Source organism: Prochlorococcus marinus CUG1417 (assembly GCF_017695975.1).
GTDB classification, from domain to species: Bacteria; Cyanobacteriota; Cyanobacteriia; order PCC-6307; family Cyanobiaceae; genus Prochlorococcus_A; species Prochlorococcus_A marinus_AG.
The window spans coordinates 165,241-189,885 of the sequence record NZ_JAAORN010000002.1 but is presented as its reverse complement, the minus strand read 5'-3'; the positions used below and the strand labels follow the sequence as shown (position 1 = coordinate 189,885).

Genomic DNA, 24,645 nt, shown 5'->3' with positions numbered 1-24,645 from the left:
TTATAATTTTTCTTTTTGTATTCTTAACTTTATTATTGAAAAAATTATATAGAGATAAATTATTTTATCTTTTTAATCAGTTTAAAGAAGAAATAATATATTTAAGAAATTTAGAAAAATATAAAAAAACATTTGGTATTTTTTGTCTTATCATTTTACTTCTATTGATAGTTTCTTTTGGCCCTATAAATCACTCTGATACTGCAAATACTTATGTGGGCTATCCTTATCAATTTTGGAAAAATAATTCTCATTTTATTGATGGCAATCTTAATCAAGGGTTAATGGGCCTTGGAGATTTCGCTAATATTTTTTATTTTCAAGATAAAACAACTTGGTTAATAAGGACAGCACAATTTATTACAGTGCCTTTTATATTTATTATTATGTTGCGCAGAAATATTAGTAATTTATGTTTATTCATTTTTTTAACATCTCCAGTTTTTATACAATGGTTAACTATCGGAAAAAATAATTTCTTAAGTGAATCTTGCTTGGCCATAGGTTTCCTGGCATGGGATCTTAACAAAGAAAAAAAATACATTTCTAACATATTAGTCTTAGTTGCTTTAGCTATATCATTCAAGGTATCAGCTTTACTGGTTTCTTTGCCGATATTATTTTATTTATTTTATTTTTATAGAAAAGAAATAAAAAATATTTCCTTTGATAGAGTTTTAAAAATTTTTTCTATACCTCTAATCTTTTCTATTTTTTTTGTATGTTCTATTTTGTTATATAGATATTTTCTAGTTGAAAATCCTTTTTATCCTTTCTTGTCAAAATATTTTAATCCGGGTGATCAACAACTTTTAGATTGGGAGCAAACCTTAAGAGGTTGGGATAGAGATGGTTTATTCTTATTTTGGATTTTTATTCCAAAAAGTATTGGAAAAATTTCATTTGTATTAGGTCCATCAAATCTTTTATTAATAATTGCCTCAATAATTTATTATCTAAGAAATTTGAATTCTAATAACCCAAGATTAACTGTTGGTCTTTGCCAGTTTATTTTATTAATATTTTTTTCTCAAGGGAGAGCTGATTACTATATGACACCTTTAATTCTTATTTGCTCTGGTTTTCCTAAAAGTTATTTAAATAATTTTGACTTAAATTTATTCAGATTTAGATTTAGTCTTTTAAAAAAACAAATATTTTCTCTAGTAATATTTATTCAGCTTAATATGTTTATAATTGCATGTTTTTATTCAATAGGATTAGTTTTCTATGTACTTTATGATTATGATGCTGCAATGGATAAAACAGCATATAATTTTTATAATTCAAGAAAAATAGAAAAATTTGCCGAGACACCTGTAGTTAGTGAGATAACTGACATGACACATTTGTATACTAATAAACCTTTTATTGCAATTCAAAAATTTCATAGATGTTTTTTTTACGAAAAAAATATGCCCGAAGATGAAAAGTATAAATATTGCATGGAAAAAGAAGCTATAAAAACTATAATTACAAAAAAAGATAAATTAAAAAGCAATCCATTTTTTACGTGTGAAAGTAATAATTTAATAAGAGCCTCTAGAAATATTTTTTTAGAAGAAAAACTTTCAGTAGATTTCTGCAAATTAAAGTAGATTTTTTTACTTTTAGAAATATAATTTATATTTTTGATAATGTGCCAAATGGGGTATGGCTTATTTAGTAGGTTAGCTGCAAAATATCAAAAACCAAAAGCCTTAATCTCTTGATTTATAGGGTTTGCATCTCTCACCTGAAAATTAAGGTTATTAGCTAGTAATAGTTAGCTACAGACTTTAAAAACTTTTCTTATTAGCTTATGATATGCGAAATATTTTTTTAATAGCTATAAATTTAATAGATAAAAATTAAAGTGATATTTACCTTTGTTGTTAATTAATCTACAATCTAGGAACTACTTAAAGATGCCATAAATGAATAAAATAAAAACTCCTTGGGGATCAATATCAACAGAGGTTAGTTTATTGCCCATATATTATCTAATATTTATATATGGTTTTGTTTATATTCTCCCTTATGGAAAAATTTTGATAGGAGTAAGTTGGTTTGACTGGCTAAGAAGTGAGGATGGTCCACTTGAATGGCTTCAGTTTTTTGAATATGCATTATCATCATTAATATCTTTTTTAATTTACTTTAAAATAAAAAACAAAAGATCAATAAATTCCATTATTTGGTTGATTATTGGCTCATCCTGTTTTTTTATCGCTGGAGAAGAAATAAGTTGGGGAGAGCGAATTTTTGGTTATAGTATTGAATCATTAGCAGAATTGAGCATACAGGGTGAAACTAATTTGCATAATCTCCCTTTTTTTCATAATTATCTTCTAGATCCAGTATTACAAATAATATGTCTTTTTTTAGGATGGGTGGGATGGAGAAAATGGCCAAATTTAACTTCTTTACCTAGCAAAAAATTCAGCTTATTTTTCCTAATAATATCTTTATATTTCTTTTATTATGAGGTCTCTTGGTTTTCAACAGTCCAGCACATCAGAAATGATCAAGAAATTTTTGAACTTTTGCTTCCTTCAGGATTATTTTTACATTGCTGGGAATTTTTTAAAAATTTATTTAGAAATTAATAAAAAAATAAAATTTAAAGAAAAATCGTTGAGTTTTTTTTTGATAAGCATAATTATTATGGCTATTTTATTAGGGACATTAACCCTTTTTCATAAGATTAGTGTTTATTTGATTTTTAGTATAAATTTCTTGTCATTAGTTTTTAGACAAATTAATTAGAAATTTACTTAATTTCTTTACATATATTTTTTTATCAATATAAATTAATGATCTATTCCTAATTTCATCCCTAGAAAAAGAAGATACATATTTCGCAAACTCTAATATTTTTTCTATACTAATTGGCCCATTAAAATAAAAGGGAAAATCTTTTGGTATAGCCGTATCTATATGAGCGGAATATACAGGTAATCCCATCCCAAGCATTTCACGAACTTTTAATGTTGATCCTTCTCTAACTTTAGCTCTATGCATAGCTAAAGATCCTAAACCAACATCACAAAAAGATAGTATTTTTTGATAATTTTCGATATCTAATACTCCATAATTAATAATTATTTTATCTTTACTTTTGGAATTAATTTCCTCAATCTTTTCAAAATATTCTTCTGATACTTCGCCTATTAAGTGTAGTTTAAAAATTTTTTTTGAATTTAATTCTTTGTATTTTAATATAGCTTTTAATATTAAATCTAATCCATGCCAAACTTTAAAATTACCTGCCATAAAAGCGATATTGATTTCATCTATTTTTCGATTATCATCAATAACTTTAACTAATTCTGGAGCTATTGCATTTGGGTAAAAACAAATAGGAAAATTTTTAGGAAGATGTTTAAATTCTTTTTGAAAATTACATATTTCATTTGTCACTCCAAGTATTCCTGCAGAAGTTCTTGTTGAAAGATAACCAGTAAATAATTCAATATAAGCTGCTATTTTTCCTCTCCAGCCAGATTTATAATATTTTATTTCAAAAAACTCCTTAGCATGATGAATAATTATTCTATTTCGAACAAACCATCCAAAAAACATTACGAAAGGATCAAAGACAATATGTCTTATGATTACGTAATCAAATTTTCTTGAAAATCTTAATAGCCAAATCCAAGCGAATAATTTTTGGCCAATTAGACTTTTAAATGGCCTAGGTAAGTCAATTATTTTCTTGTGACTTTGTCCATTTACGAGAAATGCAAAAAAATTGAAATCTATTTCTTTTAATTCAGAGAATATTAAATCTTCGTATTCAATTTGCTTCGCAAGGCCAGGGAAAGAACGGCCGACTATTAGATATGCAATTTTCAATTTACTCTTCATAAGAAAAATAAATTCTGAAAATAAAATTCATTTAGAATTAACATGTAAATTTGAAGTTAATAATCGTTATAAAAATTATATCCAATTTAAATCCTTTACCATTCTAAGTGCTGAACCTTTATCTCCATAGGGATTTAGTAATTCAGTTGAAGTATTTGGTGGGTTTTTAATAAATTTTGAAATAGAATCTTCAATCTTATTCGTATTTAATCCTGCTAATATATTCCAGCCTAAATCAACAGTTTCTGGCCAAGTAGTCACATCCATGAGAGTAATACAAGGAACTGATGACCAGAATGATTCTTTTGTTAATCCACCTGAATCAGTTATTACTAATTTAGCATTTATAAGTAGATAAATCATTTCTAGGTATCCTAAAGGTTCAATGATTTTTAAATTCATATTTGATTCGAAATTATAGCCATTTGAAGTTAGGAAGTTTTTTGTTCTTGGATGTAAAGGCAAAATAACTGGATAATCAAGGTTTGAGAATAAATTAAGAATCGACTCTAATCTTGAATAGGATTTTGTTGACTCCTCTCTGTGAATAGTTGAAAGGATAAATTTTTTAGGGTGAATATTATATTTTTCTATAAGATTATTAGGATTTTTTATTTGTGATCTCGCTAAACAATAAGTATCAAACATAAAGTCACCAACAAAATTTGCACTATTAAAAATACCTTCTTTATGAAGATTATCAACTGCTAACTGACTAGGACAAGCATTATAAAATGCTAACTTATCAATAATTGCCCTATTTATTTCTTCTGGCATTTTCTTATTTTCACATCGAACACCTCCTTCAACATGGATAATTGGAATATATAATTTTGCTGCTGCTAAAGTAGCACCTAATGTTGAATTGGTATCCCCATAAACAATAACGAAATCTGGCTTTTCATCTATTAGTATTTTCTCAACTCCAGTCATAACTTGAGAGGTTTGGGTGGCATGAGTACCAGATCCAACTCCTAAATTTATTTGAGGAGTTGGTAATTTAAGCTGATCAAAAAATATATCAGACATATTAGTATCATAATGTTGACCTGTATGAATAGTTTTCAATTCTAATTTTGACTCACTTAAAATTTCCATTAATGGAGCTGCTTTTATAAAGTGTGGTCTAGCGCCTACTATAGAGAAAATCTTTTTCATTTTATTCCGTAGTTATTCATACTTAGATTACTTGGATAAATCGAGAAAATTATATTAGTAATCAATTTTACTATAAAATTTAAAACCCATTTTATTTTATTTTTTAAATAAAACTTTTTTCTTTACCATTAGGAATATCTAACGTTTTTCTAGAATAATTATCAGGTATTTATCAATTTTTTGTGTTGCTGAAAAAATAAATATCAAAGATTAATTTGCTATACCCAAAGCCAATTTTGTAAAAAAGTATTCAAAATAGTTCTATAAAATTTAATTAAAACTTACTAAAATATTTTTTCTAAATTTTAATAGAAAATATTTTTAATTTGTTTCATTATTGATTTCTTCAGCATTAATACTTAAATTACTTTGTTTATCAAGTCCATTTTCTTCTAGATCAAACTTCCAACCGTGAGCTGGACAGATTAACTCATTTTCATACAATTCAGCACGAGATAAATTCGCTTTTTGATGGGGACAATATTTATCTACTTTAAAACATCTACCTTCTTTGGATTTTACTATTATCCTTTCTTTTACTCTTTTTTTTGTAGTTATAAAATTATTTCTAATATTTGAAAGATCAGAAAAAAGAAATAAATTTAAGTCATTATTAAATTGATCAGGCTTAACAACTATTTTTGCCTTAAAAGAGAGAGAAACATTTTGCCATCTTTTGGAGGTCATTAAATTAAAGTACTTTTTAGAAGATATAATTTCCATAAAACTAGACGAATAATTAAAATTTTCTAATAAGGTCTTCGTATTTAAATCTATAAAAACTTTATGATTCCTTGTTGAATCGTTTTCGTTAAACAATCCTGAATAATTAAATATTAAAATGGGACAATTTTGTAGTTTGATATCTTCAATTTTTGCAAATCTGTCAAAAATAGATTTTTCAAGTGCATTTCTATCTAAATTATTAGGTATCTGATCCCAAGTATTAAAAATCTTCTTTTTATAAGAACTAATTTCTTCTAAAGTTGGAGGAGGAATGGGATCAACATATTTTTTTTTGAAAAAATTTCCAGGCTTCAAATAAATAGTATTCTTCACACCATTTCGCAAAAGGAATTTATTTAAATAATCTTGATGTATAAAAATATTATTTTTACCCAAAGATAGATCGGAATCTAAAAAAGGAAAAATAGCAGGTCCTGCAGCAGGTAAAAAATAAGAAGGTTTTAATGTCTTTATACCTTTTAAAACATTATTTAATTTTGCATTAACTTTTTTAATTGATAATTCAATTTTTTTTTCGTCTGAGAACATGAATGTAGAGGGATGGGCATTTGCTCCTGAAAATTGAGTTGAATAAAATGTGATATCTTGTTTAATCTCTGATAACCTATCAAAAATTTTGCAATCGTTTTGATTAAAAAATGAAAATTCCTTAGTATTTATTAAAATAGATGCGTCATTATTTACTCCGACATCAGAAATTTTTAAAACAATCTTAATTTCTGAATTCAAATAGAATTCTTCATTATCTTTACACTCGATGATATTTTTAGTATATTTCCCAATAATTTTCTTTAATGTTTTGTCAAAATAATTAGGAATAATTAAATTAGTTTTAGAAGGTATAGATTTTAAGAAATTTTCGTCCAAATGATCCTCATGCTCATGAGAAATAAATATATAACTATTATTTTTTTTCGATAATAATCTTAAAACATCATCTTTAAAAAAATTATTTTTAGGATATTGATACCAAGAACTAAAAAAGGCTCCTTTTTCTGAGAACCAAGGGTCAATAATTAAAACATTAGATTTTGATTCTATCGAAAAGCAATTATGTCCCCAGAATTTAAGATTTTGGGTTTCAATTTTATTAAATAATTTTGATGATTTTTCCATAAATACATTTTGAGATTTCTGGAATTTATCCCTTTTTAAATCTAACTCCATTATCTTAGTAAATAAATATATTTTTTTTTATTGTTATTTAACCTTATAATTTTTTCATTACAAAAAAAAATTCTATTTCTTAATGTTATACTATTGATCTACGATTTGGGGCCATAGCTCAGCTGGTAGAGCACCTGCATGGCATGCAGGGGGCCAGCGGTTCGAGTCCGCTTGGCTCCATTCTAATTACTATCAAATAATTTATGAATGAAACTATATCTAATGCATAACGAAAAATTTTAAATTAATTATTTTTGGTAGAATTATATTTATGTTTTTTCTTATTAATTTTTATGAGTAATATTAAATCTATGTCAGAAAAATACTTTGACAAAAATGCTCAAAAATATACAGAAGATTACTACCTAAGTCAAATTAGACACCCTAAGTGGCAAAGACAAAAAACAATAGAGAAATTAGTTAAGAAATTTTTTAAATCATCTTCTTGCAAAATTCTAAACTTAGGATGTGGGCCAGGTCTTCTAGAAGAAGACCTTTCATCATTTGGATTTTTTGGAATAGGTATAGATTCATCGCCCGCAATGATAAACCTTGCAAAAAACAGATCATTGGAAAAAAATTTTTCAGATAAGTGGCAATTTTTTGTTGGAGATTGTGAAAAGACAAAATTAAATTCAGGTGAGTTTGATTGTGTTATTGCCTCTGGGTTAATTGAATATATGCCAAGTGATGAAAAACTTCTCAAAGAAGTGAAAAGATTATTGAAAGATGACGGAATATTAATATTAAATATTACTAATCTTTTTGGATGGTCAACTTGTCTAAATAGAATTGGCCACTATTTAAAAAAATCTAACAAGATAGTTAGTATCGCTAATTTTATAAAAAAAGAATTTTTCAAGGAAAAAGTTACAGTCAATAAATTGAATTTTAACCCAAGAAAACATTTCCCAGCACTATTTATTAGAAGAGCAAATATAAATGGCTTTGAATTATTATTTTCAGAATATCAAGGCTTTACAGTTCTACCATCACCTTTAGATCTTATATTTAATGTAATCCCTGGAGATTTAAATAATAAACTAGATTTCCTAAAAAAAACCCCACTAAAGTTTATAGGTGCTAGTAATCTTTTAGCTATGAGAAAAAAATAAATGATCGACAATCTCAAACTAAGAAATGTTTTTAGTAGTCTGGCATATAGAATTTTTTTTTCCAAAAAGAAAAGTTTAAAAAATAAAGTAGTAGCTCTTGATTATCATTATTTTACCGATAATCCAATAATTTATCCTAAATTGGGATTAGAGGTATCTTACTCTGCATTGGATAAACAACTCAAAATCTTTTCAGAATTTTTCGAACCATTAGAAACTGATTTTGCTTTAAGAACCTTTGTTAAAAAAAAATCAAATAATAGTAAGCCTGGGATTTTAATATCTATTGACGATGCTGATAAATCAATCAAATATGCTTTAAAATATTTTATCAAATATCAAATACCAATAACCCTATTTGTTCCTGTAGGTTTATGTATAGATAAAAATGAAGAGGATGGCATAAAAAGCAGAATTTTATGCCGATATCGTGAATTATTTCCAAGCAGTGAAAGATTAACATTAAACGAAAAATCAAAATTTTTTGATCGAATAATAAATTCTAGTTTCCAAGAGTTGTACGAATACGAATTGAAACTAGGATCTCCAAAAAAAGAAAATAACATTACTGCCTCAAGAGAATTACTTTCCTTGAAGGAAATCGAAGAAATTTCAAAAAATCCCTTAGTAACAATTGCTTCTCACTCTATGAGTCATAATTCACTAGCCGAACTTCCTGATAACTGGCTTAAGTGGGAGATTAAAAAATCTAAACAATACATAAAAGATTTGCAAGGCAAATATGATCTATTTGCTTATCCTTTTGGGCATAATCAATCATATAATTTAAAAGTAAAAAAAATTCTTCAAGAAGAGGGAATAAAATATGCATTCACAACAAGTTCCAAAATAATAGAAAAGAACTCAGATCTTTTATCTTTAGGAAGAGCACCAATGTTGAATTTTGATAATAAAGATTATGTTTTTGGTTCCGCTTACGGAGCTTTTCATTATTGGGATAAAATATTACAAAGATAAATTGTCCAATAAGCTGTTGTATAGATTAAATTAAATTCCTCTCTTAATAAATTCGATAACTTAATTAGGCTATTTTATTTAAGGGAATGAATAAGCTTTTTATTGAAAAATGATCCTTGCTAAAAGTATTCTTCCAAAATGTAAGATTCTATAAATTTAATAAAGCATTTAAAAAACAATAATACAAGATATATTAAAATAGGCATCAAAAAGTTATGCAAAATTTTCAAACTAGAGTAAAAAATATAGTAAATTATATTAACAATTCTGGATTAAATTCTTTTAAGGATTTTTATGATGGTAAGACAGTCTTAGTTACAGGAGGAGCTGGTGGTATCGGGAGTAATTTAATTATATTTTTAAGCCAATTAGTAGGAGAAAATGGAAAGATAGTTGTTTTGGATAATCTTTCAGCAAATAGAACAAAGTCAAATTGGAATATTTACCCCGCATCTAATATACTTTTTGTTCAGGGTGATATAAGAAATAATATAGATTTACAGAGATGCTTTAGAGAAAGAATTGAAATTGTATTTCATTTGGCTGCTTTTTTTGCTAACCAAAACAGTATTGATTATCCAGGAAATTCAGCTGATGTAGATATTAAAGGACTAATAAATATTTTAGATTATTCAACAATTTGCAATGTTAAAAGATTTATTTATGCTTCAAGTGGATGTGCGATTTATGGTTCTTATCCAGAGCTACCTTTGAAAGAAGATTTTATAAGTATGCATTTAACTACACCTTATCAAATAAATAAAATGGCAGGAGAAATGTACTGCAACTATTATCTTCACCACTTTAATTTGCCAATAGTAAATTGCAGATTCTTTAATTCATATGGTCCAGGTGAAGTTCCAGGGCAATATCGCAATGTAATTCCAAATTTTATGTATTGGATGAAAAAATCTATTGAAATACCCCTAACTGGAGATGGTTCAGAAACAAGAGATTTTACATATGTTTATGATTTGTGTCAGGGTCTTATTAAGGCAGGTTTTGAGACCAGAGCAATAGGACAAAATTTTAATTTGGCTTCTGGTAAAGAAGTTAAAATTATGGATTTAATTAATAAGGTTGGAAAGGCGTTTGGAAAGGATTATAAAATTGTTAAAAGGCCAAGAAGAAAATGGGATACAAAGCCAAGATTATTAGCATCAATTAAAAAGGCTAAGGATTTAATTAATTATGAACCAATAATTGAATTTAATAAAGGCCTTGAAGAGACTTTCAGTTGGTATCATGAAAATTGGGAATTTATCGAAGAGTTAGCCGATTTCAAACCAGGAATGAATTCAGCTGTAAGAAAGAGAATTTAAGTGAAATTACTTTTATTACTTCAGAATTATGAAAAATATCTATCTGGATATTACCATCAGGATTGGGTAAATGCTTTAAAAAAAAGACACTCTTGTTACCTCTGGGGTAAAGGTTACTCGAATTATGATAAGAAAATGGAAATAAACCAAGTTATTAGTTTGGCAACAAAATCAATTGGTTCTATTGATTTTGTTTTTATTATGAGTTCTTGGTCAGAAGTGAATTCAGATGATTCATTTAATCCAGAACCTGCTATTGATCTTAGAGAGATTGAAATCCCAAAAATTTTTTTTCTGAATAAAGAGTATAAGCAACTTGAATCGAAAGTCTCTTATATTAAAAAGAATAGAATAAATTTAGTAATTAGTGTTCTAGAAAATGTTAAAGAAAGGTTTGACTTTACTGAATTTATACACCTTCCATTTGCCGTTAGTATTGATAGGGTTGAGACTTTATTAAGTAAAAAAAATATTTATAAATATGATTTTGCATTTACAGGTGCTCTTCATTCTTCATATCTGGATCAAAGAAGAAAATTAAAAGAACTTATAATTCCTAAAAATAAGAAATTTTTCAGGGGTAATATTTCTTATTTAGATAAGAAATATAAAATCTATTGGGCAGAATGGGGTTCCAAAAATTTATTGACCAGACAATCAAGATTGCCATCTGGTTTTAAATATTTTAAATTTTTATCACAATGTAGAACTTTTTTGGCTACCACTTCTGCTATGGGAATTATTGGAACTAGATTCTTTGAATTAATGCTTTTAGGGTCAATTCCTTTAGTTCCTGATGATGAGAGTTTAAATTATTTTGGTAAGACTTTAATTAAAGATATGAAGTCTTGCATTTTATTTGGTAAAAATACTAGGAGTTTTTATGAAGCTTTAGAAATAGCTCTGAGTGATAAAGATATCATTCAAGAAATATTAATTAGGAATAAGAGGACTATAATTGAGAATCATACTTATGAAAATAGAGTCTCTTCACTAGAAGAAAAGCTAAATCTATTAAATAATAATTTTTATAATAATAAAAATGAAATAATTTCATGAATTAGAAACTACTCTAACTTTATTTATGTTAAAGAATAAGAATTCAGTCAAGAAAATTACTTTTATAATTGGTACTAGACCAGAGGCAATAAAGCTAGCTCCTGTTATAGAGAAATTTATTGATTGCAAATATTTCTACACAAGAGTTATTTTGACGGGGCAACATATAGATTTGGTTAAAGATGTTTTAAATTTATTTAGTATTAAGTATGATAAGAACTTGAAAGTTATGAATAAAGGTAATTCTTTATCGGAAATAACAAGTTTAATAATTAATTCTCTTTCCAAAGAATTTGATAATTTCAGACCAAATCTTGTAATAGTCCAAGGAGATACTAATTCTGCTTTCTCAGCCGCTTTAAGTGCTTTTTATAAAAAAATTAAAATAGGACATATTGAAGCTGGTTTAAGAACAAATGATATTTATAATCCATTTCCTGAAGAAGTAAATAGAAGATTAATTAGTCAAATATCAAATTTGCATTTCGCACCAACAAAAATCTCAAAAGATAATTTAATAAAAGAAAATGTAGATGGAAATATCTTTGTTACCGGTAATACAGTTATAGATTCTCTACTAAAATTCTCTAAAGGCTTACAATCGGAAGTGCTAGAAAAAATTGATTTTAATAATAAAAAAGTTGTATTATCGACTATACATAGAAGGGAAAACTGGGGAATTAACCTTAATAATATAATTCAAGGTTTCGAAGAGATATTAGAGAAGAACCCCAGCTGCTTTTTTATTATTATTATGCATCCTAATAAAAAAGTAAGTGATCCAATAATTAAAAAGTTTTCAAATAATAAAAAAGTGTTATTGCTTAACCCCCTTAAATATACTGACTTAATTCATATTATGAAAAATTGTTATTTTATAATGTCTGATTCTGGTGGAATTCAAGAAGAGGCCCCCACTTTTGGGAAACCTGTTTTAATTTTAAGAGATACAACTGAAAGGCTAGAAGCTATAAATGCTGGAGTTGCTAAATTGATAGGAACTAATAAATCTTCAATAGTTGAAGAAGCTGATCAATTATTAAATAATAAAGAAAAATATCAATCAATCTCTAATCGGATAAATCCATTTGGGGATGGTAAAGCAAGTCAAAGGATTTTTGAACATATTAAAAAATATTTCTTTAGTTAAGAAATTGAAAAATTCTGTCCCTAATAATTCTTCATGCTTGAGCATAAGTTATTTATATATCAGAATAGTAATAGGAAGCTGTAAAAAGTAAAAATTCATGAGTACTTTCATATCACTATTGAATAAAATTTCCTATAGATTTTATTTTGCTTGGCAAGCATCTCCTAAATTAATAATTGGAGCAATTATCGCAGCTTTATGTGCAGGCTTTTCTGATATTTTTATTGTTAATTTCTTTGCATATCTAATAGATAAATTAGATTTTTCAGGAGAAGCAAATAAACTTTCAACTAATTTCTTTCTTTTATTTAGTAGTCTTGTTTTATTAATAAGTTTTTTGAGAATATATTCAATTTTTTATCAGAAAAAATTTATTGCTTTGTTAACTACTCAAATTAGTAAGGATATATATAAATTTATACTTTTACAAAATCCTGCAGATCTCACTAAAAATAAAACCTCTTCAATCATAAACTATATGACACTCCAGTTAGATAAGTTAAATGACGCTTTAGATTGTTTTACTAATATTATTTCAAATTCGATAGCTTTTATTGGAATAGGGATAACATTAATTATAGAAAATTTCCAGATTACTATTTATGCAGTAATAGTATTATCTTTTTATTATTTAATTGTTGGATATCCGCTATCTAGAATTACGTCAGATAAGGGTGAAATTAATACTAATCTTGAGGAAAATCTTTATGGATTAATCAAAGAAAGTATAGAACGCATAAGAGAAGTAAAGACTACAAAAAGAGAGAATTATTTTACTAATATGCATAGAAATGTTGATATAAAACTGAGACAAAATAGATCTCTACAATATGTTTTCCAATATATTCCAAAGTATGGTTTGGAGGCATTAGCAATAATAATAATATCTTTTTTATTTATTGATACTTCAAAATTAGATTCTAAATTTTTTGCACAAATTTTAATTTTTGCTTTTGCAGGACAAAGATTGTTACCTGCTTCACAACAATACTTCGCTTCTGTAAATCAATTGGCATCTGTTCAAAAAAGTTACGATAAGATCGTCAAATTATACTTTAAGTTAAAGCAAGATTATTTAAAATTTAATTCACAAATTAAATTAAAAAGAAGAATTTCTTTAAAGAAAAGTCTGATAATCTCAAATGAAAATAATTCAAATTTCAATAATATAATAATTAATAGAAGAGATAAGGTTTTGATTTATGGACCTTCGGGAGCTGGTAAAACAAATCTTTTAGAAAATATATTTGGTTTGCAGACCAATTTAAATGTAGAAATCCCTAAAACTATGGATCAAAGTAAATTTTATTTACCTCAGAATTGTGGAATATTTAATTCATCCATTAAAGGTAATTTAGTGCACCCAAATCAAGAAATATCAGATAATAAAATATTAAAATTATTAAAAGAACTTAATTTCAACGATAAAGTTATTAAAAGATTACTATCTGTAAGTTGCAATTTAGGAGAGCAAGGTTCTACCTTGAGTGGTGGAGAAAAACAAAGAATAGCTATAGCAAGAGCAATTTTATTTAAACCGCAATTATTATTACTCGATGAAGCGACATCTGCATTAGATCAAGAGACAGAACTTCAAATACTTAAATATCTTATAGGTCAAAGTAACATGACTTTATTATTAGTATCTCATAACCAAGATTTAAAAAATTTATTTGATTATGCCATAGATTATCATGGAAATAATTAATTTAATTTAAAAAATATAATGATAAGTAAATTAAAATTTCATTTAAAAAAATGTTTTCAATATATAAGAAATAATAAAAATATAGATTCCTTTATTAAAAATTTAGATGTTAATAATTTAAATATTGTTTTAACCAGTGATTGTGATCATGCAACATTAAAAAGACATAAATCAATTATCCAACCTCTTTGTTCTAATGGGATTAAGATAACGGTAGCTACTTTTTTATGTTTAGAGGATGATAAAAGTCCCTTAGCCAAGCATTGTTATAAAAATGAAACTACTGCATTAGATAATAAGGAATTTAGAGAATTCTTATTGAATATGCGAGATAAGTATGGATTGGAAATTGCTTATCATGGTTTTTCCCAAATATCTAATAAAAGAATAATATTCGAAAAAGGTTTAAAATTATTTAGGGAATATACAGGTGAAATGCCATACACTTATGTTGAACATGGGGGCTTAAAAAATCATCATATTGATGGGATGTGTAAAAAAGAAACATTAGCATTTGAAGGAAAGAATATTTCTAGTGATTATTATATTCTTGATATATTAAGAGAAAATATTAAGGCTGTTTGGGCTGAGCATGACTATCTTGATCAAAATAAAGAAAATTATCTTTTAGAAGATTTTTTTTATATAAAAGACGGATTAAATAGATTTAAAAGGCATAAAGCTTCTATGCTATCTAATCAAATTTCCAGAGCCTCAAATAATTCATATTTTTTTCCTTATACCCATTTCAATTACGATTTATTTGATATTAATGTGGGCAATATTTTAGAAAGATGGGATATATATAGCAGGTCAAAGGCATTTGAATTTTTGTATAAACTAAAAGATAATGGAGCTAATTTTTTAACCGTAAAAGATGCTCATAAATTATGGCTTTCCAAATAACATATTTATTTTTACAATTAAATAATTAACCATTAAATTTTTTTATTTTTTTTTGATTTCAATTAAAATTGATTTAAAAAAACAAGAATCTATAGAATAAGATGTTTAAATTTATACGCATATTGATTTTTTTAATAAGGTATCTATTTTTGCTTGCCATAAAGATTTATTTTCATCTGAGATTTATACTCGCACCTATTTTAAAAAGGAAATTAATTAAAAATCCACCTAGCGAAGAATGGCTTCAAGCTTATTTGAATCTGAGAGATAATGGATATGTGAAATTACCATCTTTACTTTCTGAATCTGAATATAAATTACTTACAAAAATAAATGATCTTAAAAAGTTTAAAATGCTTTCAAAATCGGAATTCCCTTATATGACTTTTAGTGATGAGATAAAAATAAATTCAAATTTATATGGTATTGAAGAAAGGAGAATTAATTCTAATTCAAAGATTTTACAGAAAAAAAAATATTGGGAAAAATTAGAATGGTTAATAGAGTGTTATCTTGGACACTCTAGATTTTGGATAAGAAATGGACCAATGCTATTGTCTGATATTAAAGATCTTAAATATAAAAAACATCCTTCTAATTACTATCACATCGACTTTGGAATGCATCAATTAGGATTTACTATGCTTCTAAACAAAACAAATTATAATTCCACTTGTACTGAATTAATACCTAAAACAAATAAAAATTTTAGACCCCAAGCTGAATTTTATAAATTAAGAATGCAAAAAAAATTTATGTCTTATGCAAAAAATGAGGAGAAAGAAAAAGGAACAGTTAAATTATATGGTGAAATAGGTTCAACATTTATTTTTGATGCTGGTAATATGTTGCATAAAGGAGTCCCAGGTTCAAATAGATTAATGTTTCAAATAAATTTCACTTCTTTTGCTTCAAATAAAAATGAGTTAGATAAAAAATTGAATAAATATAATTCAATTGGAAAAAAATCCTCTGTTATATTTTCAGAAAGTAATTAATTAATATTTAAAAATTCATCTTTCGAAAAGATAATTATCAAGTTCTATTTAATTTCTTATGAGCTTCTTTTATTATTTAAAAAATTATATTCAAATCTTTTATCAGAATTCTTGGAAATAAAAAAATTTTCTAGCTTGTTAAAATTTAGAAATAATTATTATTGTTTTATTTTAAATTCAATTTAACATCTAAATATTGATCTCTAGAAGTCACTATTTTAGGAAAATTAACCTTTCAAAAAGGTATTTACTATTTTAAAAGACCTTCTGTTAAATTTATCCATTTTTTACTATTTTCCTCTAACGAAAATTTATAAATAATCTTATATCTTGGTTTGTTTTTAAAAATAATATTTCCATTAATAAAATTATCAATTACCTGCAACCACTTCTTATGGCTACTTTCTGAACTTAGAGGCGGTAATAATTTTATAGGTGGCTTATTTTTAGAGTCAATTTTTTTAATAGTGTCAACTATGAACTTATTCCCAGGACAATTTGTTGCGATAATAGGCACATTACAGAGGATAGCTTCTAATAATTGATTGGATAATCCTTCATCAAATGAAGGGAAAACAAATGCTTTAGAATTTTTTATGTACTCTAAAGGATTTTTTTTATAACCAAGAAAAAAAATACTAGTGTTTTTATTTTTCCTATCTTGTAAATTAGTTGACCATGATATGGAAAGTTTATTACAGATCAATTTGCAATCATTCAAAATTGGTCCATTCCCAAGAATAATTAATTTAATTTTTGGATTATAAAATTTTATATATGAATTAAATATATTAATAAATTCAATTATTCCTTTATGTTTCAAAATAGCTGAACTTAAACAAATATATTTACCAATTTTCTTTAGCTTCAGATTAAGATTCGATTCACTTGAGAATTTATTTATTAATTCTTTTAAATCAATTAAGCCGTTTATATAATAAATTTTTTTAGCTAAATAAGATCTCTTTATTTGCTTAGGTATTAAGTGTGGAGCAGCAGGAACAATTGCTGAGGTTTTTAAGAAAATTATTGGTTGTAAAAAATATGCCCAATAAAATTTGGAAATTATATTAGATTCTCTATAATTAAAGGAAGAACCACTCATGAAAAATATATGTTTTTTAGATGAAAAAACTGAAACTAAGGCAGGCAACTGACTGAAACTTATTACTAAATTATAAGTTTTAAGTTTTTCTTGGAGTTTTATAAAATATTTTATTTTGTAAAACCAGTTAATTAAAAATAAATTGCTCTTATTTATATTGTGAATTTCAATTTTTATTAAATTAATATCATATTTATTACTGAGAATTTTTTTTAAAGTATTTGCGTATTTTTCAACTCCACCTGGATTCTTCCAATTGATATAAAGTATGCATACCTTATGTCTCATATTTATAATAATTTTAGTTTACTTTAGCATCATCAATTATGAATATATCAAATTAATTAATTCTAAAACTAATACTTATGAACATTTAAATATATAAAAAAACTTCTAATTAAAATTTTATTCATCTTTTAATTCTTCTTGTTGCTAAAAATAAAAGTTTTAAAATACTTTTTATTATTACAATAATTGATAACTTAGTAACTTCTTTAAGAATAAGTAAATGATTATAAAAATTATTTCTTGAAAAATTTAGAAGCCATAGATTAGCTAATAAATATGTTTTGGGTGAACCATAAGAAGTATGTTTTTTATTTTTATGGCGAGTTTTTGTTATTCCATCTAACTGATAATTTTTTACTAAAACTGGATTTATAATGAACGCAACTTTTGATTTAAAATAATCTGCGAGGAAATAACTTATAAATGCTGAAGGGGCATAGTTTTCATCAGTAAAAATTGGATATCTGAAGTGATCGATTATTGGTTTGGCGGGAAAAATATCAAGAAGATCTCCTGAAATCCAGTTCGAGAATCTTGCTGAAATATAATCTGCTAAATAGATATTTTTAGAGATCCTTTTTCCTTTTTTAATTAGTTTTTGATAGTTATTTAGGCTTTTATTGGTTATTGACTGTGAAAGTAATGAAAAGGCATAGACCTCATTAATAGAATATATTGATCTGATAATTGATATTGATTCATCTATTTCCTTTAAAGAATCTTTTAATAAAAAATCATCTGAATCTAATTTAAAAAAGTAATCTGACGTAATATATTTTAAAGCTAGGTTTATCGAATGAACCATGCCTTTATTAGTATGATACTGATATATTATTGGAAATAATTTTTCTTTTTTGAATTCATCAATTAAATATTTAGTATTATCTTCCGATCCATCATCTATTATGATCCACTCTTTGATATAACTTTTTTGTGGAACAAGGGAAAGATATACTCTTTTGAGAAGATGTGATCTATTGTAGGTTGGAGTTATTATACTAAAGAGCATTTTTTTATTTAAGTTATTTACTGTTTGAGATTTATAATTTTGACTATATCGTATACATTTAATAAGAACTAGAAAAAAATCTTATATAAAGGTAATCTTACTTAACGTTATAATATAAGAATTGAATTTTTTATAAGATTTATTATTAATAAAAAAATGAAATCAATAACAATAGTTGGCGAAAATCTAGGTTGTGGTGGTACAGAAAAAGTTATTATAAAATTAATAAGATATTATGAAAAAAAAGGTTATAAAACTAATATAGTATTACTTAGTAAAGCAAAAGTTTTTAAAAGGTTCAATATTCCTAGAAAAACAAGAATTACAGAACTTAATAGATTTAATTCTGAAAATTTTATCTCTAAAATATTAAATCCATTTTGGTTAATTATACAGTTAAGGAAATATATTTATGCAAATAAGGAATCTAAATATATTTCCTTTCTTACTGTCCCTATAATTTTAACTATTATTTCTTCCTTAAATTTAGGGATTCTACATGTCGCCTCCGAAAGGATAAACCCAGAAAAAGTAAATTTATCCATACATTGGAGATTTGCTCGCTTTATGCTTTATAGAAATTTGTCAAGATTAGTAGTTCAATCTAATGAAATTGCAAAGATATTTCAGAAATACGTACCCAAAAATAAAATTAATATTATCCCAAATTCTGTGGATTTAGAACTTATTAATTACCCTTTATTTTTTAATTATAGTAAGCCATTAAAATTATTATTCATAGGTAGGCTCGAATATCAAAAGGGACTTGATATTTTGATAGAGGTATTAAAAATAATATCTGAAGAATATAAAAATTTGCCATTTCTAGTTGAAATAGTAGGTAGTGGTAATTTATATGATTATGTGAAAGATTCAATAAATAATTTATCCCTAAGAAATTGGGTATCTTTAAAAAAAAAGAGTTCGGAACCTATTCAAACTATTCTTAAGTCAGATATTATTTTGCATACTTCTAGATATGAAGGAATGTCTAATGTTGTTCTAGAAGGTATGGCTTGTGGTAAATGTGTTGTAAGTAGTTATTATACTTCTGGCGAAATAATAACAAATAATAAAAATGGAATACTTCTTACTAAATTAGATCCACGACAAATTATTGATGTTCTTATTAACTTGAATAAAGAAAGGATAATATTAGAAAAAGTGGGAACTGAAGCAAGAAAAACAATTATAAGTAATTACTCAGATCTAAGAGTATTTAAATTATGGGATAATGTATTATGAAAATTTTTTAATATTATCATTGATTTTATTTATATGAATGTTGCTTATTTCTTTATTAATTTCTTAAAATGAATAATATTAATAATGATCATATTCTCGTAACTGGATCTTCAGGTTTTATTGGAAGCTCAATTGTAAGAAGTCTAGTTGAGTCAGGAAGGTTGGTTAGACCAACCTCGAGGCGGTCTATAGATAAATTGACTAATGAATTTGGCCTACCTGTTACTCGTTTTGATGTAATAAAAGATATAGAATCAAAGAATGAAGTGTTTTATGGAGTTAAAACTCTTATTCACTGCGCAACTCCAAATGATATTCAGTCTCGTGAAGCTGATGGAGGGATGCCCCTTGCAGTTTTCGGGACATTTCGTTTAATAGAAGAGGCTATTCGTTATGGTATAAAACGTATTATCTTTCTTTCAACTCTTCAAGTTTACGGTACTGAACTTACAGGAGTTGTTAATGAGTTATCTCCAATAAACTGTGAGAGCACCTATGGACTAAATCATTATCTTGGTGAAGAAATCTGTAGATTAGCCGCTAAGCTTCATGGAATAGATATTGTGGTTCTTCGACCATCTAATGTGTACGGTGTCCCATGCGTATCTACAGTTTCTCGTTCGACGCTAGTGCCCATGTGTTTTATTTCTGAGGCATTAAATAAAGGTTCTCTAACAATACGTTCATCAGGTTTGCAACGTAGAAACTTTGTTTCTTTATATGAAGTTTCTCAATTTACAGAAAGGATATTAGATCAATTCCCAAAAGGATTTAATGTAATAAATGTTGTTTCTGCTTGGCATCCAACAATATTAGATATTGCTAGATTAGTTTACAAAATTTGGAATAATAATAAAGATAAACCTATAGAGTTAAAAATTCTCTCAAATATGCCAAATTATTCAAATGAATTCATTGTAAGCTCAAATTCTTTTAAACCTATTTTCCAAAAAATAAAATCTGTTAATCATATGGAAAAAGTAATTTTTAATCTTATAAATAAGTATTAGAATTCTCAAGAATGGATTTAAATTGGAACACTCAACTCCCTATAGCAAAAGACCAAATATCTTTTTATAAAAAAAATGAAGATGTAACTCCCCGGGTTACTATTGGAATGCCAACTTTTGCCCGTCCTCATCTTATAAGACGTGCATTGGCTTCTGTAGCTTCTCAGACTTATCGTAATTTTGTCTTAGTTGTATCTGATAACGCTGGATTTGATAAAAATACTCATCAAGCTATAAAAGATTATTCGCATCATCTTCCTGAAGTCTTTCTTATCTCTCAGGAGAAAAATATTGGATCTCTTAATAATTTCAAGTTTGTTTTATCGGTTGCCAATACAGAATACTTTATGTGGCTTTCTGATGACGATGAGATTTCTCCAAATTATCTTCAAGAGCTAGTTCAATTATTAGATTCTGATCTAAGTACCGTTACTGCTATGGGAAGGTGGAAGGATATGCTCAATCCAAATGAGGGTTTTTTTAGGAAACAAGTCCGTCCAGATATGAAAAATATTATTCTTCGTTTGTTATATTTTGTTATCTTTGCTGATGATGATAGTGCTTTTTATGGATTACATCGTATTGATAAATTAAGACAATGTCGATTTACAGGTTATTTCCCTCCCAATCGATCAATAATTTCGAACTTTTGTTATTTAATACTTTTTGATATTATTCTTTTAGGGAGAATAAGTTTCAGTAATAATGCGACTTGGATTTGCCACAACTATACATCAAAATTTTATAAGAATGCTCTATCTCGAGGTATCAAAGACAAATTAAGAACTTTACTTAGAAGGATTAATGTTCATTTTCTTTACATTTTTAAAGCAATAAGCTTCAATTTCTTATTGCTACCTTTTATCATCTCTGCATCGTTAATTGGTTTTTTCAGAGAATTAATAATATACATTTTTAAGGCAAAAAATTTAACTAGAGATTGATTACTAACAAAAAAAATAATCTAATAAAAAAATTTCTAAAATTAATTTATTATTTAAGTCTACTGTAATATTTTGAAAATCTTAATTTGAAAAATTTTATATTTTTTACTTTTTTTATCATAAGGACCAAAAATAAATATTTATTTATAATTGCAAATTAAGAAAAAATTTTTACTATAGAATTTCTAGAAAATAAAGTTTTTGCTTTACTTAATTTTTTTTTTAATTATTCATAGATTACATTTATCTATAAATTAAACCTTAATTAAGGTAATATAAAAATGAAAAAAAAAATTCTGTGATTAATTTTCAAAAAAAATTCAGAAAAATTAAAAGATATATACAAGAATTTTTAGTTATATTTGGATTTAGGTTCCCAAAGAAAACCAAGGATAGATTTTTTCTTGAGAAATTTATTTTTGATTATCTAAATTCTTCTAGAAAATTACTTTTTATTGGGGTTGATATTTACACAAAACATTATTACGATCAATTATTATTTGATGTTTATACTATCGATATAAATCCAAATAAAAGGAGATATGGCAATAAGGGAAAACATATTACTGATTCTGCAGAAAGACTTTCAAAAATATATAAATTCAAATTTGATGTAGTTATTGCTAATGGATTGATTGGTTTTGGAGTAGATAAGTTAAGTCAATTTAAAAAAGTTTTAAATGAAATTTATTCAATTTTAAATGAAAATGGTATATTAATATTAGGCTTTAATGATACTTCCGAGTTGCTACTGTTTGATATGCCAAAAAATAATTTTTATGATAAATTTTCTGAATTTATTCCTAATAATGAGATGCTAAATAAGTCAAGAATGATGGTTGATAATATAAATAAACATACTTTTATTTTTTTAAAAAAAATTTAATTTTAGTCTTTAAGTAACTTATTTGTGACTAATTCTCTAATTGGTAAGAAGTATGCGGTTGTAGTCGCTCATCCAGATGATGAAATATTGTGGGCAAGTTCAATTTTAGAAAATGCAGAAAAAATAATTATTTGTTTTAATGACCTTGCTTCGAATGAAAAACTTTCATCATCTAGATCTAGATTACAATTAGAATATCCTTTAAAAAATGTCCACTTTCTAAATATTGATGAGGCTTCAATAAATAATCAGAAAGTAAATTATGAAAAAAAATATGAGACTATCTATGGAATTAAAGGTAAAAAAAATCAAGACGAGTATAAGAAAAGTTTTCTTGAAATAAAAAAATCCCTGGTTACTCATATTTTAAATATAGACACTATATACACTCATTCTCCGTGGGGGGAATATGGCAATGTTGATCATATTCAAGTTTTTAATGTTATAAAAAATCTAGCCGAAATTTACAATTATAAGATATTTATATTTGGTAGTTTTTCAGGTAAAAATTATGATTATATGAAATCTAAACTAACCTCAGTAAAATCTTCTCTGAAATTTCCAGTAAATAAATCCATATATCAAACAATAAAAAAAATTTATATTAAATATAATTGTTGGACGTGGGATAAAAATTATAATTTAAACAATTACGATATATTTTTTGAAATTTCTCCTTTTGAAATAAATCAAAAAAAATTTTGTAATTTAGATATCTATGCAAATTATATTTTCCCAGAAAATTTAGGGATTTTTAAAAAAGGTTATTTTACTAGTAAATTAGTAAGGATATACTCTAAAAAAATCATCTTTCACATAATAAAAATAAAAATGATTTATAGTCTTAATTCCTTAGTCATATTTTTATCAAAATTATTTTGTATTAAAAAATAATTATATTAATATTATTAAGAAATTTTTGTGATTTTTATAGTCAATCCAAAAATAATTTTGTTAGTTTAAAAAAAATTATAATTTATTACTTTTAACGAATACCTGCGCCAAATAACTTCAGAACATATTCTTTTCTGAATTTTTCATAATCTATTCCAAAAAATTCTAAGAAAGGTTTTAATATTGATCTTAAATTTTCTCTTATAAACCTTTTTATATCTTGATCTAATGGTAAAGGAGTTCTTTTTTTTATGCTTGTATCATTCCAATAAATATATTGAAGATCGTCTAAATGCCATTGTACTAAAACAGACCAAATTGTTTGACAATGTGGCTGACGTAAATGCCATAAAGTTTCATAAACATTTTTTAGAAATGGTATTAACTTTTTAAAGTCTTTATACATTATGAAACCTGTAGCATATTCTTGAGGTGGACTAGGAATATTTTTGTGACTTAATTGATAATTGATCCAATCTTTAGTTTGTTTATAAGAGTTTCTATAACGTTGATGACTTTTAGATGCTTTATCTAGGGTTTCAGTTGCAAGATGTCCCTTTCGCGAACTAATCATAAAAATTCTTTTATTTTTATTAAACAAAGCTTTTAACCTTTTAGATTCTTCTTTTGTAATTTTAATAGTATGGTCTATATAAGTAATAGATCTGTATTTTTTATAAGCTGGATAATCATCTAGAAATTGAAGAAATTTAATATATTTCGATTGAAGAGACGATAAAAGATGGTCTTTCGATAATTCAAATTTATCAACAAATTCAAATTCCCAACCTTTTTTCAGAGCCTCTTTTTTTAATTTTATATTGTTAGAAAATAAAACACATCTATAGTTATCTAGTGCTGGATATAATTTGGAAAATTTAACCCCAAAAACACATGCAACTAATAAATCTTTATTTAAATTATTCTTCAATTTAGAGTTCATACAATTTATTTTAAGATACTCTTTAAAACAGATTATAATCTTCAGGTTTCAATTTTCATATTATAAAGAAATTATCCAAAAATATCATTTATTATATGAATCTATGATTTATGTTAAATCATTATAATTATAATTAAATAGTTTAAAAAAAGAAACTCAGATCA

At 25.6% G+C, this 24,645-nt stretch carries 21 protein-coding genes and 1 tRNA gene; 16 read left to right on the top strand and 6 right to left on the bottom strand.

Annotated elements, in window-relative coordinates; translation table 11 throughout:
• The first annotated feature begins 35 nt into the window (after nt 1–35).
• Together HA140_RS07095 and HA140_RS07090 are read left to right on the top strand one after the other, a co-directional pair.
• Nucleotides 36–1,598 (top strand): hypothetical protein, encoded by a 1,563-nt coding sequence (locus HA140_RS07095; RefSeq protein WP_209040433.1) that lies wholly within the window; start codon nt 36–38, stop codon nt 1,596–1,598.
• A 318-nt stretch (nt 1,599–1,916) separates the two neighbouring features.
• A complete protein-coding gene (locus tag HA140_RS07090; protein ID WP_209040432.1) occupies nt 1,917–2,588 on the top strand; it encodes a pectate lyase in 672 nt (223 codons plus the stop codon).
• 136 nt (nt 2,589–2,724) lie between these two features.
• Here HA140_RS07090 and HA140_RS07085 read toward each other — a convergent pair whose 3' ends face one another.
• The 3 genes from HA140_RS07085 to HA140_RS07075 all read right to left on the bottom strand — a co-directional run bounded on the left by HA140_RS07085 (nt 2,725) and on the right by HA140_RS07075 (nt 6,921).
• Nucleotides 2,725–3,849, bottom strand: coding sequence for a hypothetical protein (locus tag HA140_RS07085; protein ID WP_209040431.1), 1,125 nt, complete (start codon nt 3,847–3,849; stop codon nt 2,725–2,727).
• 75 nt (nt 3,850–3,924) lie between these two features.
• The gene (gene wecB / locus HA140_RS07080) at nt 3,925–5,007 is read right to left on the bottom strand and encodes a non-hydrolyzing UDP-N-acetylglucosamine 2-epimerase (RefSeq protein WP_209040430.1); all 1,083 of its coding nucleotides are present in this window, start codon (nt 5,005–5,007) and stop codon (nt 3,925–3,927) included.
• 321 nt (nt 5,008–5,328) lie between these two features.
• Nucleotides 5,329–6,921 carry a Rieske 2Fe-2S domain-containing protein gene (locus tag HA140_RS07075; RefSeq protein WP_209040429.1) on the bottom strand — a complete coding sequence of 531 codons (1,593 nt, stop codon included), beginning with the start codon at nt 6,919–6,921 and terminating at the stop codon, nt 5,329–5,331.
• Between the two features lie 107 nt (nt 6,922–7,028).
• Here HA140_RS07075 and HA140_RS07070 point away from each other — a divergent pair.
• From HA140_RS07070 to HA140_RS07030, 9 genes are all read left to right on the top strand, one after another.
• Nucleotides 7,029–7,101, top strand: a tRNA-Ala gene (locus HA140_RS07070).
• Between the two features lie 113 nt (nt 7,102–7,214).
• A complete protein-coding gene (locus tag HA140_RS07065) occupies nt 7,215–8,036 on the top strand; it encodes a class I SAM-dependent methyltransferase (protein ID WP_209040428.1) in 822 nt (273 codons plus the stop codon).
• Nucleotides 8,037–9,014, top strand: a complete 978-nt coding sequence (locus HA140_RS07060) for a polysaccharide deacetylase family protein (protein ID WP_209040427.1) — start codon at nt 8,037–8,039, stop codon at nt 9,012–9,014.
• A 215-nt stretch (nt 9,015–9,229) separates the two neighbouring features.
• Nucleotides 9,230–10,336 carry an NAD-dependent epimerase/dehydratase family protein gene (locus HA140_RS07055; protein WP_209040426.1) on the top strand — a complete coding sequence of 369 codons (1,107 nt, stop codon included), beginning with the start codon at nt 9,230–9,232 and terminating at the stop codon, nt 10,334–10,336.
• Nucleotides 10,337–11,395, top strand: coding sequence for a glycosyltransferase (locus tag HA140_RS09480; RefSeq protein WP_209040425.1), 1,059 nt, complete (start codon nt 10,337–10,339; stop codon nt 11,393–11,395). It begins immediately after the preceding gene.
• Between the two features lie 25 nt (nt 11,396–11,420).
• The gene (wecB, locus tag HA140_RS07045; RefSeq protein ID WP_209040424.1) at nt 11,421–12,545 is read left to right on the top strand and encodes a non-hydrolyzing UDP-N-acetylglucosamine 2-epimerase; all 1,125 of its coding nucleotides are present in this window, start codon (nt 11,421–11,423) and stop codon (nt 12,543–12,545) included.
• 97 nt (nt 12,546–12,642) lie between these two features.
• A complete protein-coding gene (locus HA140_RS07040; protein WP_209040423.1) occupies nt 12,643–14,253 on the top strand; it encodes an ATP-binding cassette domain-containing protein in 1,611 nt (536 codons plus the stop codon).
• Between the two features lie 18 nt (nt 14,254–14,271).
• The gene (locus HA140_RS07035) at nt 14,272–15,159 is read left to right on the top strand and encodes a hypothetical protein (protein WP_209040422.1); all 888 of its coding nucleotides are present in this window, start codon (nt 14,272–14,274) and stop codon (nt 15,157–15,159) included.
• Nucleotides 15,160–15,308: 149 nt separating this feature from the next.
• Complete coding sequence (locus HA140_RS07030; protein WP_209040421.1) at nt 15,309–16,157, top strand: hypothetical protein; 849 nt, start codon at nt 15,309–15,311, stop codon at nt 16,155–16,157.
• A 250-nt stretch (nt 16,158–16,407) separates the two neighbouring features.
• On the opposite strand, the gene HA140_RS07025 is transcribed toward HA140_RS07030, so the two are convergent.
• Nucleotides 16,408–17,550, bottom strand: coding sequence for a glycosyltransferase (locus tag HA140_RS07025; protein WP_209040420.1), 1,143 nt, complete (start codon nt 17,548–17,550; stop codon nt 16,408–16,410).
• Nucleotides 17,551–17,671: 121 nt separating this feature from the next.
• The gene (locus HA140_RS07020) at nt 17,672–18,559 is read right to left on the bottom strand and encodes a glycosyltransferase family A protein (RefSeq protein ID WP_209040419.1); all 888 of its coding nucleotides are present in this window, start codon (nt 18,557–18,559) and stop codon (nt 17,672–17,674) included.
• Nucleotides 18,560–18,715: 156 nt separating this feature from the next.
• On the opposite strand from HA140_RS07020, the gene HA140_RS07015 reads away from it, so the two are divergent.
• The 5 genes from HA140_RS07015 (at nt 18,716) to HA140_RS06995 (ending at nt 23,538) form a co-directional block, all read left to right on the top strand.
• Nucleotides 18,716–19,804: a glycosyltransferase gene (locus tag HA140_RS07015; protein WP_209040418.1), complete on the top strand. Its 1,089-nt coding sequence runs from the start codon at nt 18,716–18,718 to the stop codon at nt 19,802–19,804.
• Between the two features lie 68 nt (nt 19,805–19,872).
• Nucleotides 19,873–20,814 carry an NAD-dependent epimerase/dehydratase family protein gene (locus HA140_RS07010; RefSeq protein ID WP_209040417.1) on the top strand — a complete coding sequence of 314 codons (942 nt, stop codon included), beginning with the start codon at nt 19,873–19,875 and terminating at the stop codon, nt 20,812–20,814.
• 11 nt (nt 20,815–20,825) lie between these two features.
• Entirely contained in the window at nt 20,826–21,758 is a 933-nt protein-coding gene (locus tag HA140_RS07005; protein WP_209040416.1) for a glycosyltransferase family 2 protein, read from the top strand.
• Nucleotides 21,759–22,056: 298 nt separating this feature from the next.
• Nucleotides 22,057–22,644, top strand: coding sequence for a class I SAM-dependent methyltransferase (locus HA140_RS07000; protein ID WP_209040415.1), 588 nt, complete (start codon nt 22,057–22,059; stop codon nt 22,642–22,644).
• Between the two features lie 24 nt (nt 22,645–22,668).
• A complete protein-coding gene (locus HA140_RS06995; RefSeq protein WP_209040414.1) occupies nt 22,669–23,538 on the top strand; it encodes a PIG-L family deacetylase in 870 nt (289 codons plus the stop codon).
• A 91-nt stretch (nt 23,539–23,629) separates the two neighbouring features.
• Here the strand turns inward: HA140_RS06995 and HA140_RS06990 are convergent, their stop codons facing one another.
• Complete coding sequence (locus HA140_RS06990; RefSeq protein ID WP_209040413.1) at nt 23,630–24,481, bottom strand: hypothetical protein; 852 nt, start codon at nt 24,479–24,481, stop codon at nt 23,630–23,632.
• Nucleotides 24,482–24,645: the final 164 nt, after the last annotated feature.

Coding starts and splice junctions, on each gene's coding strand:
- HA140_RS07090 (WP_209040432.1), top strand. CDS start 1,917: ATGAATAAAATAAAAACTCCTTGGGGATCAATATCAACAGAGGTTAGT.
- HA140_RS07085 (WP_209040431.1), bottom strand. CDS start 3,849: ATGAAGAGTAAATTGAAAATTGCATATCTAATAGTCGGCCGTTCTTTC.
- wecB (WP_209040430.1), bottom strand. CDS start 5,007: ATGAAAAAGATTTTCTCTATAGTAGGCGCTAGACCACACTTTATAAAA.
- HA140_RS07075 (WP_209040429.1), bottom strand. CDS start 6,921: ATGGAGTTAGATTTAAAAAGGGATAAATTCCAGAAATCTCAAAATGTA.
- HA140_RS07065 (WP_209040428.1), top strand. CDS start 7,215: ATGAGTAATATTAAATCTATGTCAGAAAAATACTTTGACAAAAATGCT.
- HA140_RS07060 (WP_209040427.1), top strand. CDS start 8,037: ATGATCGACAATCTCAAACTAAGAAATGTTTTTAGTAGTCTGGCATAT.
- HA140_RS07055 (WP_209040426.1), top strand. CDS start 9,230: ATGCAAAATTTTCAAACTAGAGTAAAAAATATAGTAAATTATATTAAC.
- wecB (WP_209040424.1), top strand. CDS start 11,421: ATGTTAAAGAATAAGAATTCAGTCAAGAAAATTACTTTTATAATTGGT.
- HA140_RS07040 (WP_209040423.1), top strand. CDS start 12,643: ATGAGTACTTTCATATCACTATTGAATAAAATTTCCTATAGATTTTAT.
- HA140_RS07035 (WP_209040422.1), top strand. CDS start 14,272: ATGATAAGTAAATTAAAATTTCATTTAAAAAAATGTTTTCAATATATA.
- HA140_RS07025 (WP_209040420.1), bottom strand. CDS start 17,550: ATGAGACATAAGGTATGCATACTTTATATCAATTGGAAGAATCCAGGT.
- HA140_RS07020 (WP_209040419.1), bottom strand. CDS start 18,559: ATGCTCTTTAGTATAATAACTCCAACCTACAATAGATCACATCTTCTC.
- HA140_RS07015 (WP_209040418.1), top strand. CDS start 18,716: ATGAAATCAATAACAATAGTTGGCGAAAATCTAGGTTGTGGTGGTACA.
- HA140_RS07010 (WP_209040417.1), top strand. CDS start 19,873: ATGAATAATATTAATAATGATCATATTCTCGTAACTGGATCTTCAGGT.
- HA140_RS07005 (WP_209040416.1), top strand. CDS start 20,826: ATGGATTTAAATTGGAACACTCAACTCCCTATAGCAAAAGACCAAATA.
- HA140_RS06990 (WP_209040413.1), bottom strand. CDS start 24,481: ATGAACTCTAAATTGAAGAATAATTTAAATAAAGATTTATTAGTTGCA.